Here is a 16,208-nt window from a genome sequence, read left to right on the forward strand (position 1 = left end):
CGAGCGGGAACTCGGCCCGGTCTCGGTGCTGGTCAACAACGCCGGGATCCTTGAGTGGGGGACCATCGAGGAACAGAGCCTCGAATCCTTCCGTCGGGCCATCGACGTCTTCAGGGTGCTTGGGTGGGCATGCGCACGGCGGCACCGTCACTTCGCCGGGCCGGCGGAGGCGTGATCGTGAACATCTCCTCGATCGCCGGCATCACCGGGTATGCCGGCATCGGATCGTATGTGGCCAGCAAGTGGGGACTGCGCGGCCTGACCAGGTCCGCAGCGCTGGAACTGGCCCCGGATGGGATCCGTGTCTGCTCGGTCCACCCCGGTGCGGTGCGCACCGCGATGAGGGCCGACTTCGATGACTCCTTCACCGCCGGACAGCCCCTCCCACGGTTCGGTGAGCCTGAGGAGGTCGCCCGTATGGTGCTCTTCATCGTCACCGACGCAACCTTCTCGACGGGCGTGGAGTTCGTCCTGGACGGCAATGTCACCGCGGGTCCGCCGACTGTCCTGACACCCGGCCACTGACCCGACCGGGGTGGCCTGGAACGGCGGACAGGCCCGCCTCACCGCCGAGGCCGCCGTGCAGGGGATGCGTCGTAGACGCAGGGTCTTGTGCATGTGCCCGGCTACGCCGTCGGGCGGGGTGCCCGGTCAGGCGATGGTGATGCTGTCGTCGAGGTAGACGTCCTGGACGGCGTGGAGGAGTTCGATGCCCTCGTCGGTGGGCCGTTGGAAGGCTTTGCGGCCGGTGATGAGCCCGGTGCCGCCGGCCCGCTTGTTGATCACCGCTGTGCGTACGGCCTGTGCGAGGTCCGTTTCGCCAGCTGATGCACCGCCGCTGTTGATGAGTCCAACCCGGCCCAGGTAGCAGTTGGCGACCTGCCATCGGGTGAGGTCGATCGGGTGGTCGGTGGTGAGCCTGTCGTACAGGAGAGGGTCGGTCTTTCCGAAGTCCAGTGCCCGGTAACCGCCGTTGTTCTCCGGCTGCTTCTGCTTGACGACGTCGGCCTCGATGGTCACGCCGAGGTGGTTGGCCTGGCCGGTGAGGTCGGCCGACACCGCGTAGTCCACGCCGTCCTTCTTGAACGCCGGGTTGCGCAGGTAGCACCACAGGACGGTGAACATGCCCAGTTCATGGGCCCGTGCGAAGACCTCGCTGGCTTCCTGCAACTGGCGGTCCGACTGCTCCGAGCCGAAGTAGACCGTGGCGCCGACGCCGGCCGCGCCGAGGTCGAAGCACTGCTCGGCGTTGCCGAACATGATCTGGTCGTAGTGGTTCGGGTAGGTCAGCAGCTCGTTGTGGTTGAGCTTCACGATGAACGGGATCTTGTGCGCGTAGCGCCGCGAGACGGCCCCGAGCACCCCCAGGGTGCTGGCGACCGCGTTGCAGCCGCCCTCGACGGCGAGTTCGACGATGTTCTTGGGGTCGAGGTAGCGGGGGTTCGCGGCGAATGCCGAGGCCGCCGAGTGCTCGATGCCCTGGTCGACCGGCAGGATCGACACGTACCCCGTGCCGGCCAGACGGCCGTGGTCGAACAGGGACTGCAGGTTGCGCAGCACCCGGGGCGAGCGGTCGGTTGCGGCAACGACCCGGTCGACGAAGTCATGACCCGGCAGTACCAGGTCTTGCTTGGGAATCCCCTGGGCGGTATGAGCCAGCAGGTCCTTGGCCTCGTCGCCCAGCAAGTCTTGGATGTCGGTCATCGGCTCGTCTTTCCGGTCATTCGGAATCGACGGATGCACCTCCAGGCTCCCGCAACCGCCAGGCTCATGTAAGTCCGTACGCGCTTCTCTCGAACGCGGGGCCAGTGGTCGGCCCGATCGCCCCGCCCGGCGGGCCTGCTGCCAGGTGCCGACTCTGCGAGAGCGGCCTGGTGGATCCAGCTGTGATCGGCCCACCAGAACCTTCCGGGACCTCACATCCGATGCGGGCGCCGCACCGGGCCTGCCATGGAACAGTGGAAGAGAGGAGACAGGGGCCGTGCGGCGGTCGCTGAGGTACAGGCCGGTCGAAGGAGGACACGATGAGTCACCCTGTGCTGGCGGGTATCGACGGGTCCGAACGCAGTTCGGCGGCGGCCGACTGGGCGGCGTGGGAGGCCGCGTCGCGTGGGGTTCCACTGCGCCTGGTACATGCCTCGCCACCGCTCCCGGGCACTGTCCTGCCGGGCCCGGCGTTGGACAGGCTGCACCATGTGGGTGCGCGGATGCTTCAGCGGGTGGTCACCGACCTCCGCGACCGTTACCCGGATGTCGAGGTGCGGGGCGAGCAGACCGATGAAGCCCCGGCTGCTGCTCTCCTCGCCGCCGCCCGCGATGCCGGGCTCCTCGTCGTCGGCACACGGGGGACGGGAGGGTTCGACGGTCTCGCGGTCGGATCGGTGGCTCTGCGGGTGGTGGCAGCAGCCACTTGCCCCGTCGTGCTAGTGCCCCAAAGGCCAGGCGCCTTCGGCGAGGGTCTGCCCGCGGCGCACGGCGCCCCCCAGGTCGTTGTGGGGTTCGACGGGCATCACCCGGTCGGTGAGGTGGCGGACTTCGCGTTCTCGGTGGCTGAGGCACGCGGAGCACGTCTTCGGGTGGTCCAGGCATGGGCGTTTCCTGCCGAGGCCGTATCTCCGACGACGCTGGTGGTGACCGAGGAGGACCGTGCCACCTGGGAGGATCAGGAGGTCTTGCAGCTCTCCGATGAGCTGCGCGCGTGGCGGGAGAAGTATCCCCGTGTGACGGTCCGCACCGATGTCGTGCTGCTCCATCCCGCGGAAGCGCTCTTGACCACTTCCCGGGATGCGGCCCTGCTCGTGGTGGGCCGCCGCACCGATCCGCAGGCGGCCGAAGGCCGACTGGGCCCGGTCACGCACGCCGTACTGCACCACGCCCGCTGCCCGGTGGCGGTTGTACCGCACGCCGGATGACGACCGGCCAGAAGACTGGTGGCGGTGGTGGGACTTGTCGCGGATCGGCTGGTCCCACGGCGATTCGGCGAGCGCCGGGGCGGGTCAGCCGAAGAACACCTCGAACTCGTCGTACAGCGACGGGTCGACCAGCTTGGTCTGCGCTGTGGCATCGGCGAGGGGCAGGCGGACGATCCGGGTGCCCTGCAAGGCGACCATGACGCCGAAGTCGCCGTCCTTGACCGCGTCGATGGCGTGCAGCCCGAAGCGTGTGGCCAGCCACCGGTCGAAGGAGCTCGGAGTGCCGCCGCGCTGGACGTGTCCCAGGACCGTGGTGCGGGCGTCCTTGCCGGTGCGTTCCGAGATCTCCCGGGCCAGCCATTCACCGATGCCGGACAGCCGGACATGGCCGAACTCGTCCAGCGACTGGTCCTTGAGGATCATCTGGCCCTCCTTGGGGACGGCCCCTTCGGCGACCACGACGATCGGCGCATAGTTGATCTTGAATCGGCTCTTCACCTGCTCACAGACCTGATCGATGTCGAACGGCCGTTCCGGGATGAGGATCACGTTGGCGCCACCGGCGATGCCGGCGTGCAGGGCTATCCACCCGGAGTGGCGCCCCATCACCTCCACCACCAGGGTGCGCATGTGCGATTCGGCAGTGGTGTGGAGGCGGTCGATGGCCTCGGTCGCGATACCGACGGCGGTGTTGAAGCCGAAGGTGTAGTCGGTGCCGGAGACGTCGTTGTCGATGGTCTTCGGCACGCCGACCAGGTGGATTCCCTGTCGGCTCAGCTCGGATGCCACACCGAGCGTGTCCTCGCCGCCGATCACGACGAGCGCATCCATGTCGTGCGCGGCAAGGGTGTCGTGCACGCGTCGCAGCCCGTCCTCGTGTTTGAACGGGTTGGTGCGGGAGGAGCCGAGGATGGTCCCGCCGCGGGGGAGGATCCCCCGCACGGTGGAGATGTCCAGCGGTCTGACGTCACCCTGGAGCAGACCGAGCCAGCCGTCCCGGACGCCGGCGAAGTCGAAGGAGTATTCCTGGACGCCTTTGCGGACGACGCTGCGGATCACGGCGTTGAGGCCGGGGCAGTCACCGCCGCCGGTCAGCACTCCGACCTTCATGGGCTCTCTCCCATCCGCTGATCGCTTCGCCCGGTCCCGGGCCTTCTCGGCGATCGCGACCGCTGTCGGGCACATGGATCGCCTGCTTCTCCCTCATCCAGCCTCCCTCCGTTCGATCCGCAGTGGCCACTCGACCGGCGCAGGATCCAGGCGGTTCGCTCGTTGGGGACTTCTGTCCGGCCTTCGGCTCGGTCTGGAGCCCGCCGGTCGAGTGCGGGCCCGTGTCGGAGGGGCGACCTGTGCGACCGGTCCTGGGACAACCTCGTTTCGATGCCGCGCAGCGAACATTGGTCAGGGTCCGAGAGCTGCGGGGCGCCGGTAGACCGCGCGAGGGCGAATTGGCCCGGGGAAGGACCGGTGTCGAGCTTCGCGGGCGCCCATGCGGTGCGGGAGCCCGCCAACCGGGTAGTGCAGGACGGATCGGCCCTCGGTCGGTGCGTCCTGCACTGCATGCGTGGCCCAGCGGGTCGTGACGGTGCTCCGGGAACCAAGACCGCGGCGCTGGAACTGGCCCCGGACCGGATCCGTATCTGTTGGGGGTCTGGCCTGCGCACGGCCAACCGGCTCACCTCCGGCCGGCTCTGCTGTTGGCGTCCCCGGTGCCAGGGCCCATCCAGCCCTCCGTTCGGGCCGTACGGCCCATGTGCGGCCGGTCTTATCGGAGTTGGCTGGAAGTACGGGGGAATGGCATCGACCCGAGGGGGAGATGATCGTGGGCACGAGTCTCACGCGGGAGTTCTGGGAGCGGCTCGCGTTCCTGCTGGTCGCGTCGACGGGAGTGGCCTTCGCCCTCGCCGCGCTCTTTGACTCGCTCGCGCTGCGCAGGCAGAACCGCCGCGCGCACCGGCCACCGATCAAGCCGGTCAAGCCGATACGGGCCCCGCACCGGCCCGGGACCGAGGACCACCGCCCGTCCGTCCATGTGTGAGGCCAACGTCCGTCCACACCTCAGGGCACTACACCGCCACAGCTCAGAGCAGCACACCGATCGGCCGGGAAACCTGCGGCCAGCCTCGTCAAGGCCCCGCCCTCATGGCGGGATTCGTCACGCACGAAGCAGCTCCGCCGCGATCCCGGCCGTCCAGCCGTCGACGGCCGCCCAATCGCGAAAGTCGCCGTACCGGCCGCCCAGCAGCCGGAACCTGATCCGTCCGCCGAGCGGCAGCTGCGAGGCGCGGATGACGCCGGAGAAGAGCGCATGGCCCCGGTAGGACAGACCGGCGGGCAGGCTCTGGACGATCACCGGAGCCTCCATCGGCCCCAGCCTCTTCCACGGCCCCCGCAGCGCTCCTGGCATTCCTACGCTGTAGATCCAGACGGGGCGTGACGCCAGCAGGTCGAGGTTCTCGCGTACGAACCTCCGGGCCGGGTCGAGCCAGCTCTGATTGTGCACGGCGCTGCCGAGGACGAACGCGCCGTACGCGTCGGCGTCAGCGACACCCTCCAGGGGGCGCACGTCGGCTTTCAGCCCCGCTCGGCCCAGGCCGACGGCCAGCCGCTCGGCTACCCCACGGGTGGAGCCGTGTGCAGTCGCGTATCCCACCAGGACATCCATGATGTTCACCTCTGCCTGGGTTGACATGCTCGGGGACCTCGAAGTCGGCCCGCCTTGGCCTCGCGCCGCCCGGCTATGCGGCTCCGCTGCGGACGACGGCCGATGTTCCGGCACGCAACAGGGTCGGCTGCCGGGCGGGGGCGGGCACCGTCACCACGGGGACCGTGGCGTGCCGCAGGCATTCGCGGCCCACCGTGCCGATGGCCGGCAGCTCCCACCGACCATGGGCCGTGCGCCCCAGGGCCAGCAGCAGGGCTCCGCGCGCATGCCGCAGGAGTACTCTCGCTGGCGCCCCCTCCTCGACAACGGCCCGCAGGTCGGTGTCGATGTGTGGACCGAAGGCCGCTCGAACGGTCGAGGCGAGCAACTCGGCGGCCCGCTCGTGCTGATCCGCGGCCGTGGGGCGGCCCGCCGTCGGCGCATAGGGTGCGAACCCGGCCGCGGTGACCGGTTCCCAGGCGTGCAGGGCGAGGACCCACGTGCCGAAGGCTCGCGCCTGCTCCGCAGCCCATTGCAGCGCGGCCACGGAGGCCTCGGAGCCGTCGACGCCCACCACGATTCCACCGGCGTGTTCGGCCATGGTTGCCTCCCCGGACGGCCTCTGCTTCCACGGTGCCCCTACCGGGCGGGCGGTGCGCGGGCCGAGGGGCTCCGGGGCAGTGCCGAACGGTCCCTTGCCGATGACCGGCTCAGTACAGCGAACCCAGCCAGCTCATCCCCGCGGACCGTCTCAGGGACGGCTCGGGCAGGTGGTCGGGCCGATCGGCCCTTACCGTCGGTGTGCAGGTCGCACATAGTCTCGCCCGCCCCGGGCTTGCCCGGGGTGCACTCCCGCTTGGGTCCAACGGCCCTGGGCGGGGCCGACCGACCCCTGCGGCTGCCCGCGCGGGCGTGTGACGGTGGAGTGGAAAGGGCGCCGCACCGTGCTGCGGCCCGACGAAAGGCGGTGGGCGTGATGGAGCTGCCCCTGGTCGTGGGTGTCGACGGATCGGAGCCGAGCCTCCGGGCAGTCGACTGGGCCGTGGACGAGGCGGCCCGGCACGGTCTGCGGCTACGCCTGGTGTACGCCTCCCTGTGGGAGCGATACGAAGGCGGCGCGCCGTCCGTCGGCCCTGAGCGCCCGTCCGAGGAGGCGATGGCGGACACCGTGGTCGCCACCGCGGCGGAGCGCGCCCGCCGACGCGACCCCGACGTGAAGGTCACCGTCGACGTGGTCCCCGGCGAGGCGGTGGACGTGCTCCTGAGCGAAGCCCACCACGCGTTCGCCGTGGTGACGGGGTCACGGGGCCGCAGCGAGTTCACCGGTCTGCTCCTCGGCTCGGTCGCCCTGACCGTTTCGGCCCGCGCCCACGGGACGGTCATCGTGGTCCGTGGCGACAAGGCCGGTCTGGCAGGCACCCACGAGCGGATCCTGCTCGGCGTGGCCGACCCCACGATCGCCGGTGAGGCGGTGCGGTTCGCCTTCCGCGAGGCCGAGGCACGCGGGTGCACGCTCGATGCCGTACGGGCCTGGCGTGCTCCCGCGCACAGGATGTCCGACCATCCTCTGATCGCCGGAGAGCCCGCCCACTACGCGCAGGAACAGGCGTCCGCCCTGCTCGACGCCGTGCTCCACGGCCCGATGGCGGACCACCCTGGGGTCTGGATCCGCCGCGACACGGTGGAGGGCCAGGCCCGCCGGGTGCTCCTGAGGCGATCAGCGGCGGCGGACCTCGTCGTCATCGGAGCGCGGCGCCGATCCGGCCGCTTCGGGCTCCAACTGGGCCGGGTAGGGCACACGTTGGTGCACCACGCCGCCAGTCCCGTAGCCGTCGTACCGCAACCGGAGTGACCGTGGAGCGCCCGCTGACCCGGACTACGCCCCTCAACGCACCTGCCCCGGTGGGGTGATCACCGACTCGGCCCGGGTCCGGCCAGCCGCCACGTGCACGCTTCCGGCGTCGGGGCGCAGTAGGCCGCACACCATCCTGATCGTCGTCGTCCTTCCGGGCCGTTCGGCCTGAGCAGGCCGTAGATCCCGCCCGGCGATGGCGCGGCTGAGGTCGTCGGTGGCGTGCGCTCGCCGAACCGGCGGACGAGGTGGGCGCCTTCGAGCACGTTCTGCCGGGCTTAGGGGTGCCCACTGGTTCGTTTCATCTGCTGTCACGTCAGGGCGCGAGGGAGAAGTAGTTCTCTTCTTCTTGCGTGAAGTGCAGTCGCAGCACCGTGTGCAGCCCGTACAGGCAGGCCCGCAGGTCGTCGAGCTGCTCCGGGGCCAGGGCCCCGTCGGGGCCGGCCAGAGCGAGGTGGGTTTCGACGCGGCGGGCGAGGCGGTAGATCTCGACATGGGCTCGGCTCATCGTGGCAGTCGCCTCGGGACCGCCGAGCGTGGGGGCGAGGGCAGGGTAGAGCTGGTGCTCCTCGGCGTACTCATGCGGCAGCAGGCGCTCGGTGAGCAGGCGGTGGACCTCCCGCACGGCTGTGACGGCCTCCGGCCCGGGGCTGTCCGAGAGGTGGTCGGCAGCGGAGCGCACGGCCTCCAGGACATCCTGGAGATCGTCGTGCTCGGCCGCGAACCGGTGGATGAGCGCCTCGGTGGAGGGCTGGAGCGCCGGCTGTACCGCGCGGTCGTCGCCCAACGCGCGCAGGGCGTTGAGGATCACCGCGACGTCGATGCCTTCCTGCAGTAGGGCGCCGAGGGCGGGCGGGAGCAGACCGAAGGCGGCCGCGGCCATCGCGGCCAGGGACAGCAGCATGCCGCCGAGCGCGCTCTGCACGGCGATGCGCCGGGACCGTACGGCGATGGCGACGGCGTCGGCCAGGCGGTCCACCCGGTCGGTGGTCAGCACGATGTCGGCGGCCTCGGAGGACGCCGTGGAGCCACGGGCACCCATCGCCACGCCGATGTCGGCGGCGGCCAGGGCTGGAGCGTCGTTCACGCCGTCGCCCACCATCACGGTGACCGCGCGTTCTCGTTCGGCGCGCACCGCGGCGACCTTGTCCGCCGGGGAGAGGCCGGCCCGCACGTCGTCCAGGCCGAGGACGGCGCCAACCTCGCGGGCGGGTTCCGCACGGTCGCCGGTGAGCATCACGAGCCGTTCGATGCCGGCGGAGCGCAGTCGGCGCAGGGTGCGCGGCGCGTCGTGGCGCAGCGGATCGGACAGCAGGACGGCCCCGACCGGGTGGTCTTCGACGGTGAGCCAGGCGACGGCCGCCCCGTCCAGGGCGGCGCGGTTGTCCACCGAGCGGGCCCAGGCGGGTTTCTCCGCACCGTCGTCGAGGCGGCCAACGGCCATCCGGCGTCCGGCGACGGTGCCGACGGCGCCGCGGCCGGGTTCCTCGGTCATGTCCGAGGGCACGGTCAGGCGCAGGCCCCGTTCGCGGGTCGCCTCGACAAGGGCCCGGGCCAGCACGTGCGGCGAGTACTGGTCGAGTGAGGCGGCCAGCCGCAGTACCTGCGACGATTGCCAGCCGTGGGCGGCTACCACGTCGATGACGTGGGGACGCCCGCCAGTGAGGGTGCCGGTCTTGTCCAGCAACAGGGTGCGCGCCCGGCCGAGGTTCTCCAGCGCACCGCCGTCCCGGACCACCACCCCGCGGCGTGAGGCGCGCGACAGACCGGAGACCACGGCCACGGGCGCCGCCAGCAGCAGCGGGCACGGCGTGGCGACCACCAGGACCGCCACCGCCCGCACGGCGGAACCCGTGACCAGCCACGCCAGGCCCGCGACGGCGACGGCGAGCGGCAGGAACCAGGCCGCGTACCGGTCGGCCAGCCGCACCACGGGCGCCGACTCGGCCCCGGCCTGCCGGGCCAGCCGCACGATCCCGGCGTAGGTGCTGTCCCGTTCGGTCGCGGACGCGCGCAGCTCGAACGCACCGCCCGCGTTGACCGCACCGCTGCGCACCGAACGGCCCGGGGCGTGATGCACGGCCAAGGGCTCTCCGGTGAGGACCGACTCGTCGAGTACGGCGGTGTCGCCGACCACGGTCCCGTCGACGGGGACGACCTCGCCGGGCCCCACCACGAGCAGATCCCCGACGGCGACCTCGGCCGACGGCACCACGTGCACCTCGCTGCCGGTGCGGCGCCGGGCGGTGCGGGGCGCGTGCTCCAGCAGGGCGCGCAGATCATGGGAGGCCCGCTTCCGGGCGGCCGCCTCCAGGACGCGGCCGGTGGCCAGCATCAAGGCGATCAGGGAACCGGCCAGATACTCGCCCACGGCGAGCGTGCCGCCCAGTGCAAGGACCGCGATCAGGTCCACGCCTGCGTGACCGCGCCGCAGCGCGCCGAGTACCCAGCCCACCGCGGGTCCGATGGCGACGACCGTGCCCACGGCCCAGCACAGGTTGGCGAGATCGCGGGCACCCGCCCACCAGAAGATGCCGCCGACCGTCAGGGCGACAGTGGTGCCGGCCAGCAGGAGCGACTCCAGCGGTGGCATACGGGAGAGGGCCGACAGCACGCGGTGCAACGGCTTTCGGGGAAGAAAGTGGTCCATGACGGTCCTCGCCCCGGTGATCGTGGTCGATTCAGTCGTGCGGAATGACGGCGACCGGGCAGGGCACGTGATGCAGCGCCGCGTGGGCGACGGGGCCGAGCTTCCACGTGAGGTGCGTCGCGTGGTGCCTGCGCCCGACGACTGTGAGGGAGCCGCGCTCGGAGGCCGTCAGCAGCACCTGCGTGGCGTGGCCCGTGGCGACGTGCTTGGTGACGGGGACGTCGGGGAACTTCTCCCGCCACGGCGCCAGTACCTCGGCCAGCCGCACGCGCTCCTCGGCCTCGACGTCGTCGTCCTGGAAGGGGACGAGGGAGGACAGCGGCAGTGCCCGTACTGCCCGCACGCGCCTGCCGCGCGGTGCGGCCATGGCGAAGGCGAACTCAAGCAGCGGGTCGGCAGCGGTGCCGGACTCCGCCAGCCCGACGACGACCTCGTCGCGGTCCGCCGCCGCGGGGTGGTCCCAGCCCGCCTCGACGGCGCGGTCGCCCGCCCGGACGGCGATGGTCGGGCAGGGCGCCAGGCCCAGCACGTGCAGGCTGATGGAACCGAGCAGGAAGCTCGCCACGGAGCCGTGCCCGCGTGAGCCGAGCACCAGCATCGACGCGCTCGCGCCACGTTCCAGAAGGGCCTGCGAGGCAGGGACGGAGATCAGTTCGGTGGTCAGGTTCAGCTCTCCGTCACGGTGCAGCAGTTCGGCCGCGGTCCGCTGCAGAACGTCCCGGCCGTAGCGCTGCTTGGTATGCGCCTCCTGCCGGATGGGCACGTCCAGCGGCTGCGTGGTCCACGAGTGGAGCAACACGATGGGCAGATGCCGGTCCGCCGCTTCGCGGGCGGCCCACCAAGCGGCCGTCACGCTCGCGGGTGAACCGTCGAGTCCGACGACGACAGGTCCGGTCATGACGCACCTCCGGTGTTGGTGCGGCACCGGATGCCGAAGTGCCGCGCGTGTACTCCCTCCCCTCCAGAGTCCGCGCGCGGCGCCCGCATGGCGAGGGCCGGATGGGGTGCCCAGCGGGGCCCGTACGGCCCTGTGCGGGATCCGGTGGAGGGGCGAGGCTGGGAGGAGAACAGCGAGGAGAGGCCGCACGGCCGAGGTCGCCGGGCTCGGTGCCCGGCTGCTTGGTGCTGCCCTCTTCGCGTCATGAGGAGCCCGGCGGGGACCCGCCTGGGGAGGGCCGTACGGATTTCGGCGGGGCTTGCCCTGAGAAAGCCGAACGGCACCCGCGGATCCTGCCCGGAAAGGGGAGAGCGATGAACGGCCCGGTTGTCGTAGGGGTTGACGGCTCACCGTCGAGTCTGACGGCCGTGGAGGTCGCGGCGCGCGAGGCCGGTCTGCGGGGGGTGGGGCTGCGGCTGGTGCATGCCTTCGGCTGGCCGGCTGCGCACGTGCTGCCCGGCCTGCCCTGGGAGCCGAGCGGCGCCGGACTGCGCGAGCTGATCGACGGCACGCTCGTCAAGGCCGAGCGGCGCGCCCACCAGGCCGCACCCGGGATCGAGATCATGCGCGAGGTCGTCGTCGGTGAACCGGTGATGGTGCTGGAGATCGAGTCGCGCACCGCGTCCCTTACGGTGGTCGGCAGCCGCGGGCTGGGCCGATTCGGTGCCCTGCTGCTCGGCTCCACCGCAGGCCATCTGGCCGCTCACGCCGCCTGCCCGGTGCTGGTGGTGCGCGGCCGGTCGAGCCCGGCAGGGCCGGTCCTCCTCGCTGTGGACGGATCGCCCGCGGCCCGGGGGGCCGTCGAGTTCGCCTTCGCCCAGGCCGCCCTGCACGGCACGGACCTGATCGCGCTGCACGCCTGGAACGCCCAGACCGAGCGCGCCTACGACACCCCGTCCGACCCGCCCTTCGTGACGTATGACGAGGACCGGCTGCGCGACGAGGAGCAGCGCGTGCTCGCCGAGGCGCTGGGCGGGCTGGGGGAGAAGTACCCCGACGTCACCGTGCACCGCAGGCTGGTGCGCGGCCGGATCCGCCACACCCTCATCGAGGCGAGCACCGACGCCGGACCTGTCGTGGTGGGCGCACGCGGCCGGGGCGGTTTCACCGGGCTGCTGCTGGGCTCGGTCAGCCAGGCCCTGCTGCACCACGCGCACTGCCCGGTCGCCGTCGTCCGCACGAGTGAGGAGTGACCGTGGACGGGCGAATGGCGGCAGAGGTCTCTTCCGGGCCCGTCGCTGGGGCGGACGTCCATCAGCTCGCACCCGCGCAGGTGGCGGCCGGCCTCGGTGTCGACCCGGCGACCGGCCTGAGCACACGGGAGGCCGACGAACGCGCGACGGCCTTCGGGCCGAACCGGCTGGCCGAACCGGAACGCCGGCCCGAGTGGCTCAAGTTCCTGGACCAGTTCCGCAACTGGCTGATCGGCATCCTGCTGATCGCCGCCGTGGTGGCCGGAGCCATCGGCGACATCAAGGACGCCCTGGTAATCACCGTCGTCCTTCAGATCAACGCCGTACTCGGCTACCTCCAGGAGCGCCGCGCCGAGCGCAGCCTGGAGGCGCTGCGCCGGATGCTCGTGCCTACCGCCCGCGTCCGCCGCGACGGTGCGGAACGGGTGGTCGAGGCCCACACCCTCGTACCCGGCGACGTCGTCCTGCTGGAGGCAGGCGACCGGGTCCCCGCCGACGGGCGGCTGACCGTCGCGGAGTCGGTGGAGGTCGCGGAGGCGGCCCTCACCGGCGAGTCCCAGCCGGTCGCCAAGAGCACCGCGGCCGTCGAGGCCACCGCGACCGGACCGGTGCCGCTCGCCGACCGCAGCAGCATGCTGTTCATGAACACAGCCGTGACCCGAGGCCGCGCCGAAATGATTGTCACGGCCACCGGCATGCGCACCGAACTCGGTGCGATCGCCGAGGCGCTGCGCACCGGCGCCGAACCGGCCAGCCCGCTCCAGATCCAGCTGGACAGCCTCGGCCGCCGCCTCGCGCTGATCAGCGGCATCGCGGTTGTCGCCTACGCGCTGGTCTCCCTGCTCCGCGGCGAGGGACTCGCGGACATCGCCCTGCGGGCCGTGGCCCTCGCCGTCGCAGCGATCCCCGAAGGGCTGCCCGCCGTCCTGGCCCTGACGCTCGCGCTCGGCGTGCACCGCATGGCCCGGCGCGGCGCCATCGTCAAACGCCTGGCCTCGGTGGAGTCCCTCGGCTCGGCGACGGTCGTCTGCAGCGACAAGACCGGCACGCTGACGCTCAACGAGATGACGGTACGGGCGCTTTGGACCGCCGGAAGGCTCTACGAAGTGACCGGCGAGGGCTACGGCACCCAGGGCGCCGTCCGCGGCGGCGAGGCACGCGCCGACCAACTCCTCTCCGCCGTACTCCCGTTCGCCCTCTGCAACGACGCACACCTGACCGGTGACGGCTTCGTCGGCGACCCCACGGAGGCCGCGCTCGTCGTCCTGGCCGCGAAGGCCGGTATCGATGCGGACGGACTGCGGGCCGAGTTGCCGCGCATCGGTGAGCTGCCCTTCGACGCGGCCACCAAGTACATGGCCACGTTCCACGCCGAACCCGACGGCCGCACCCGCGTCCACGTCAAGGGCGCGGTGGACGTCCTGCTGGGCCTGTGCACCGGCGTACGGACCGACGAGGGCGTGCGCGACCTCGACGACGGGCGGCGCGGCGAGATCGAGGCCGTTACCGCGCAGTTGGGCGGTTCGGGGCTGCGCGTACTGGGCGCCGCAACCGCCCTGGTGGACGGCACGCCGGACCCCTCCGCGCTCCCCGGGCTCACCCTGGTCTCCGTCGCCGGGATCGCCGACCCGCCGCGCCCCCAGGCACGGGACGCGATAGCGCTGTGTCGCTCGGCGGGCGTCGCGGTGAAGATGATCACCGGCGACCACGCCGACACCGCCACGGCCATAGCCCGCGAGCTCGACATCGACCGCGACGTGGTGACCGGTGCCGAGCTGGACCGGATGACGGAGGACGAACTCGCCGCGCGCATCGACGACGTCGGCGTGTTCGCGCGGGTCGCCCCGGAGCACAAGGTGCTGATCGTGCGGGCCCTGTCGAGCCGCGGCCACATCGTCGCCATGACCGGCGACGGCGTGAACGACGCGGCGGCGCTGCGGGCCGCCCACATCGGTGTGGCGATGGGGCGCACCGGCACGGACGTGGCCAAGGAGGCCGCCGACGTCGTGCTCACCGACGACGACTTCTCCACCATCGTGCGGGCCGTGCGCGAGGGACGGGCGATCTACGACAACATCGTCAAGTTCGTCCGCTTCCAGCTGGCCACCAATGTGGGCGCCATCCTGACCCTGCTGGGCGCCTCCCTGGCGGGCCTGCCCGCCCCGCTGACCGCGGCGCAGCTCCTGTGGGTCAACATCATCATGGACGGCCCGCCCGCCATGGCGCTGGCCGTCGATCCGGCTCGCGACGACGTGATGCGCCGCCCGCCGCGGGCACCGGCGGAGCGAATCCTGGACGCCCGTCGGCTGCTGGGCATCTCCCGGGCCGGCGCGGTCATGGCCCTGGGCACTGTGGTCCTGCTGGCCCTGGCCCGGGAACAGGTCGACACGGACACCGCGCTGACCATGGCGTTCACTACGTTCGTCCTGTTCCAGCTGTTCAACTCCCTCAATGCCCGCGCCGACGACGGCCCCCTGCTCGGCCGCCACCAGTTCCGCAACCGCACCCTGTGGCTGTGTCTGGCCGGTGTTCTGGCGGTGCAGATCGTCGCGGTCCATCTGCCATGGGCACGCACGGTGTTCGGCACGGTGCCGCTCAACGCGGGCCAGTGGGCGCTGTGCCTTGGCACGGCATCCACGGTCCTGCTGGTGGAGTTGGGCGTGCGCGGAGTGCGGTGGCTCGCGCAGACGGTTCGCTCAGCTCAGAACCGGCCGCAGACCGCTCTCCAGCACCTGCGACGCCGGACGCCGCGGTGACAGCGGGCCCTCGGGGCCGTAGCCCAGGCGGATCACCATCTGCGCGTGCGCCCACCGGTCGTCGGACGGCGCGGACACCAGCCGCTCGCGCAGGTCGGGCCACTCCAGCGCCTGGTGCAGCAGCGACGCCCGGACGCCGTGAACGGTGGCCACCAGAAGGACACGTTGCAGGGCCTGCCCGGCGCGCAGCCAGTCGGCGCGCCGGTCGTGTGCGGTGGTCAGCACCACGAGGCACGGTCGGGCCTCGAAGGGGCGGGCCGTCAGGGCGGCCGCGTGGCGGTGGGCGCCGAAGTCCCGCATCGGGATGTGCTCGCGGTAGTGCCACCTACGGTGCCGTTGTAAACCCCTCTGAGTGTTTTGCGTGTGTTTACGTAACTCTTCCGGCCGAGAACCGGTTCCTGCGGCCCGACGGCCGTCGGCGGCACCCCGAGCCCCGTGTGGTCCGGCTCCCGGACCCAGCGACGGCTCTCAGCGGCCCGCTCCCGGTCGGCCCTGGTGCGCTGCTCGCACTCCCGCGTCAGCCGCAGCAACCGGTCAGCCGTGCCGGGCTCGGGCCGTCCGAGCACGGCACTCTCCGTGTGGGCCGCCTCGGCGAGCTCTGCCAGCACCGCGCCGGGCAGTGGGCGCTCGGAGAAGGGTAGTCGGCTGCTGTGCCGGCGCCACAGGACGTCGTAGAGCCGCGGGGCCGCCGAGAATCGGGCGGGACCGCCCAGCCGTACGGTGGCCAGTAGGCCGGGCTCATCCGGCCGAGGCAGCAGCCGGGTCACCGGCTCCCGGCCGAATTGTGCCACCGCGATCCGCAGATTGAGCAGCGCAGCCGACGGGAGACGTGCAGCGCGCGCCCCGTCGGGTCGGTGTGGCGCAGGCCGCGCTCGGTAAGCGCCCGGACCTCCAGCGTGCCTGTGTCCCGGGGCGAACCGGAACCGCCAGGGCTGGGTGTTGTGGATCGAGGGCGCGGCCGCAGAGGCGGAGGCGAGCGTCTCCAGGGTCGGGCCGTCGGGAACCGTAGTGGGCATGGGGACGGGACTTCTCCCCGTCCCGGGCCGAATGGGCGGCGGGCGGCTTGATGACCCTCACCACGGTGGCCCGCCCGGGGCAGGGCCGGGCATGGGTCGTACGGCCCGATGGTGTGCCAGCAGGCCCAACGTGGATTCGGGCGCAGCCGGTTCCGTTTGTCGCGGTGGACGGCCGACGGCGTACCGGGCGGCGACGTTTCGGGTCACGCAACCGGGCGCTCCGGGGTGTCGCCTGTCACCAAAGTGCC

General features: G+C 71.9%; 11 protein-coding genes and 2 pseudogenes. 6 read left to right on the top strand and 7 right to left on the bottom strand.

The window, feature by feature from the left end; translation table 11 throughout:
• The first annotated feature begins 25 nt into the window (after nucleotides 1-25).
• Nucleotides 26-525, top strand: a pseudogene (locus ACIA8X_RS25610) (SDR family NAD(P)-dependent oxidoreductase).
• 126 nt (nucleotides 526-651) lie between these two features.
• Here the strand turns inward: ACIA8X_RS25610 and ACIA8X_RS25615 are convergent.
• A complete protein-coding gene (locus ACIA8X_RS25615) occupies nucleotides 652-1,704 on the bottom strand; it encodes a class I fructose-bisphosphate aldolase (RefSeq protein WP_393443647.1) in 1,053 nt (350 codons plus the stop codon).
• A gap of 320 nt (nucleotides 1,705-2,024) precedes the next feature.
• Here ACIA8X_RS25615 and ACIA8X_RS25620 point away from each other — a divergent pair, with 320 nt between their 5' ends.
• Nucleotides 2,025-2,912 carry a universal stress protein gene (locus ACIA8X_RS25620; RefSeq protein ID WP_393443645.1) on the top strand — a complete coding sequence of 296 codons (888 nt, stop codon included), beginning with the start codon at nucleotides 2,025-2,027 and terminating at the stop codon, nucleotides 2,910-2,912.
• Between the two features lie 84 nt (nucleotides 2,913-2,996).
• Here ACIA8X_RS25620 and ACIA8X_RS25625 read toward each other — a convergent pair whose 3' ends face one another.
• Nucleotides 2,997-4,022 (bottom strand): 6-phosphofructokinase, encoded by a 1,026-nt coding sequence (locus ACIA8X_RS25625; RefSeq protein WP_393443643.1) that lies wholly within the window; start codon nucleotides 4,020-4,022, stop codon nucleotides 2,997-2,999.
• 712 nt (nucleotides 4,023-4,734) lie between these two features.
• Between ACIA8X_RS25625 and ACIA8X_RS25630 the strand changes: the two genes are divergently transcribed.
• On the top strand, nucleotides 4,735-4,950 hold the full coding sequence (locus ACIA8X_RS25630; RefSeq protein ID WP_399459181.1) for a hypothetical protein: 216 nt from the start codon (nucleotides 4,735-4,737) through the stop codon (nucleotides 4,948-4,950).
• A 117-nt stretch (nucleotides 4,951-5,067) separates the two neighbouring features.
• Here the strand turns inward: ACIA8X_RS25630 and ACIA8X_RS25635 are convergent, their stop codons facing one another.
• Both ACIA8X_RS25635 and ACIA8X_RS25640 read right to left on the bottom strand, forming a co-directional pair.
• Nucleotides 5,068-5,604, bottom strand: a complete 537-nt coding sequence (locus ACIA8X_RS25635) for a flavodoxin domain-containing protein (protein WP_393443639.1) — start codon at nucleotides 5,602-5,604, stop codon at nucleotides 5,068-5,070.
• A 46-nt stretch (nucleotides 5,605-5,650) separates the two neighbouring features.
• Complete coding sequence (locus ACIA8X_RS25640) at nucleotides 5,651-6,157, bottom strand: universal stress protein (RefSeq protein WP_399459182.1); 507 nt, start codon at nucleotides 6,155-6,157, stop codon at nucleotides 5,651-5,653.
• Between the two features lie 375 nt (nucleotides 6,158-6,532).
• On the opposite strand from ACIA8X_RS25640, the gene ACIA8X_RS25645 reads away from it, so the two are divergent.
• Nucleotides 6,533-7,408, top strand: a complete 876-nt coding sequence (locus ACIA8X_RS25645) for a universal stress protein (RefSeq protein WP_399459254.1) — start codon at nucleotides 6,533-6,535, stop codon at nucleotides 7,406-7,408.
• A gap of 316 nt (nucleotides 7,409-7,724) precedes the next feature.
• Here ACIA8X_RS25645 and ACIA8X_RS25650 read toward each other — a convergent pair whose 3' ends face one another.
• Together ACIA8X_RS25650 and ACIA8X_RS25655 are read right to left on the bottom strand one after the other, a co-directional pair.
• Nucleotides 7,725-10,058: a heavy metal translocating P-type ATPase gene (locus ACIA8X_RS25650; RefSeq protein WP_399459183.1), complete on the bottom strand. Its 2,334-nt coding sequence runs from the start codon at nucleotides 10,056-10,058 to the stop codon at nucleotides 7,725-7,727.
• Nucleotides 10,059-10,089: 31 nt separating this feature from the next.
• Complete coding sequence (locus ACIA8X_RS25655; RefSeq protein ID WP_399459184.1) at nucleotides 10,090-10,956, bottom strand: universal stress protein; 867 nt, start codon at nucleotides 10,954-10,956, stop codon at nucleotides 10,090-10,092.
• 353 nt (nucleotides 10,957-11,309) lie between these two features.
• Between ACIA8X_RS25655 and ACIA8X_RS25660 the strand changes: the two genes are divergently transcribed.
• Both ACIA8X_RS25660 and ACIA8X_RS25665 read left to right on the top strand, forming a co-directional pair.
• The gene (locus tag ACIA8X_RS25660; RefSeq protein WP_399459185.1) at nucleotides 11,310-12,188 is read left to right on the top strand and encodes a universal stress protein; all 879 of its coding nucleotides are present in this window, start codon (nucleotides 11,310-11,312) and stop codon (nucleotides 12,186-12,188) included.
• Nucleotides 12,189-12,190: 2 nt separating this feature from the next.
• The gene (locus ACIA8X_RS25665; protein ID WP_399459186.1) at nucleotides 12,191-14,944 is read left to right on the top strand and encodes a cation-translocating P-type ATPase; all 2,754 of its coding nucleotides are present in this window, start codon (nucleotides 12,191-12,193) and stop codon (nucleotides 14,942-14,944) included.
• On the opposite strand, the pseudogene ACIA8X_RS25670 reads toward ACIA8X_RS25665, so the two are convergent.
• Nucleotides 14,885-15,960, bottom strand: a pseudogene (locus tag ACIA8X_RS25670) (Acg family FMN-binding oxidoreductase). The gene ACIA8X_RS25665 and the pseudogene ACIA8X_RS25670 overlap by 60 nt on opposite strands.
• Between the last annotated feature and the right edge of the window lie 248 nt (nucleotides 15,961-16,208).

Origin of the sequence: Streptomyces sp. NPDC051738, from assembly GCF_044453205.1 — a bacterium.
In the GTDB taxonomy this organism is placed as follows: Bacteria; Actinomycetota; Actinomycetes; order Streptomycetales; family Streptomycetaceae; genus Streptomyces.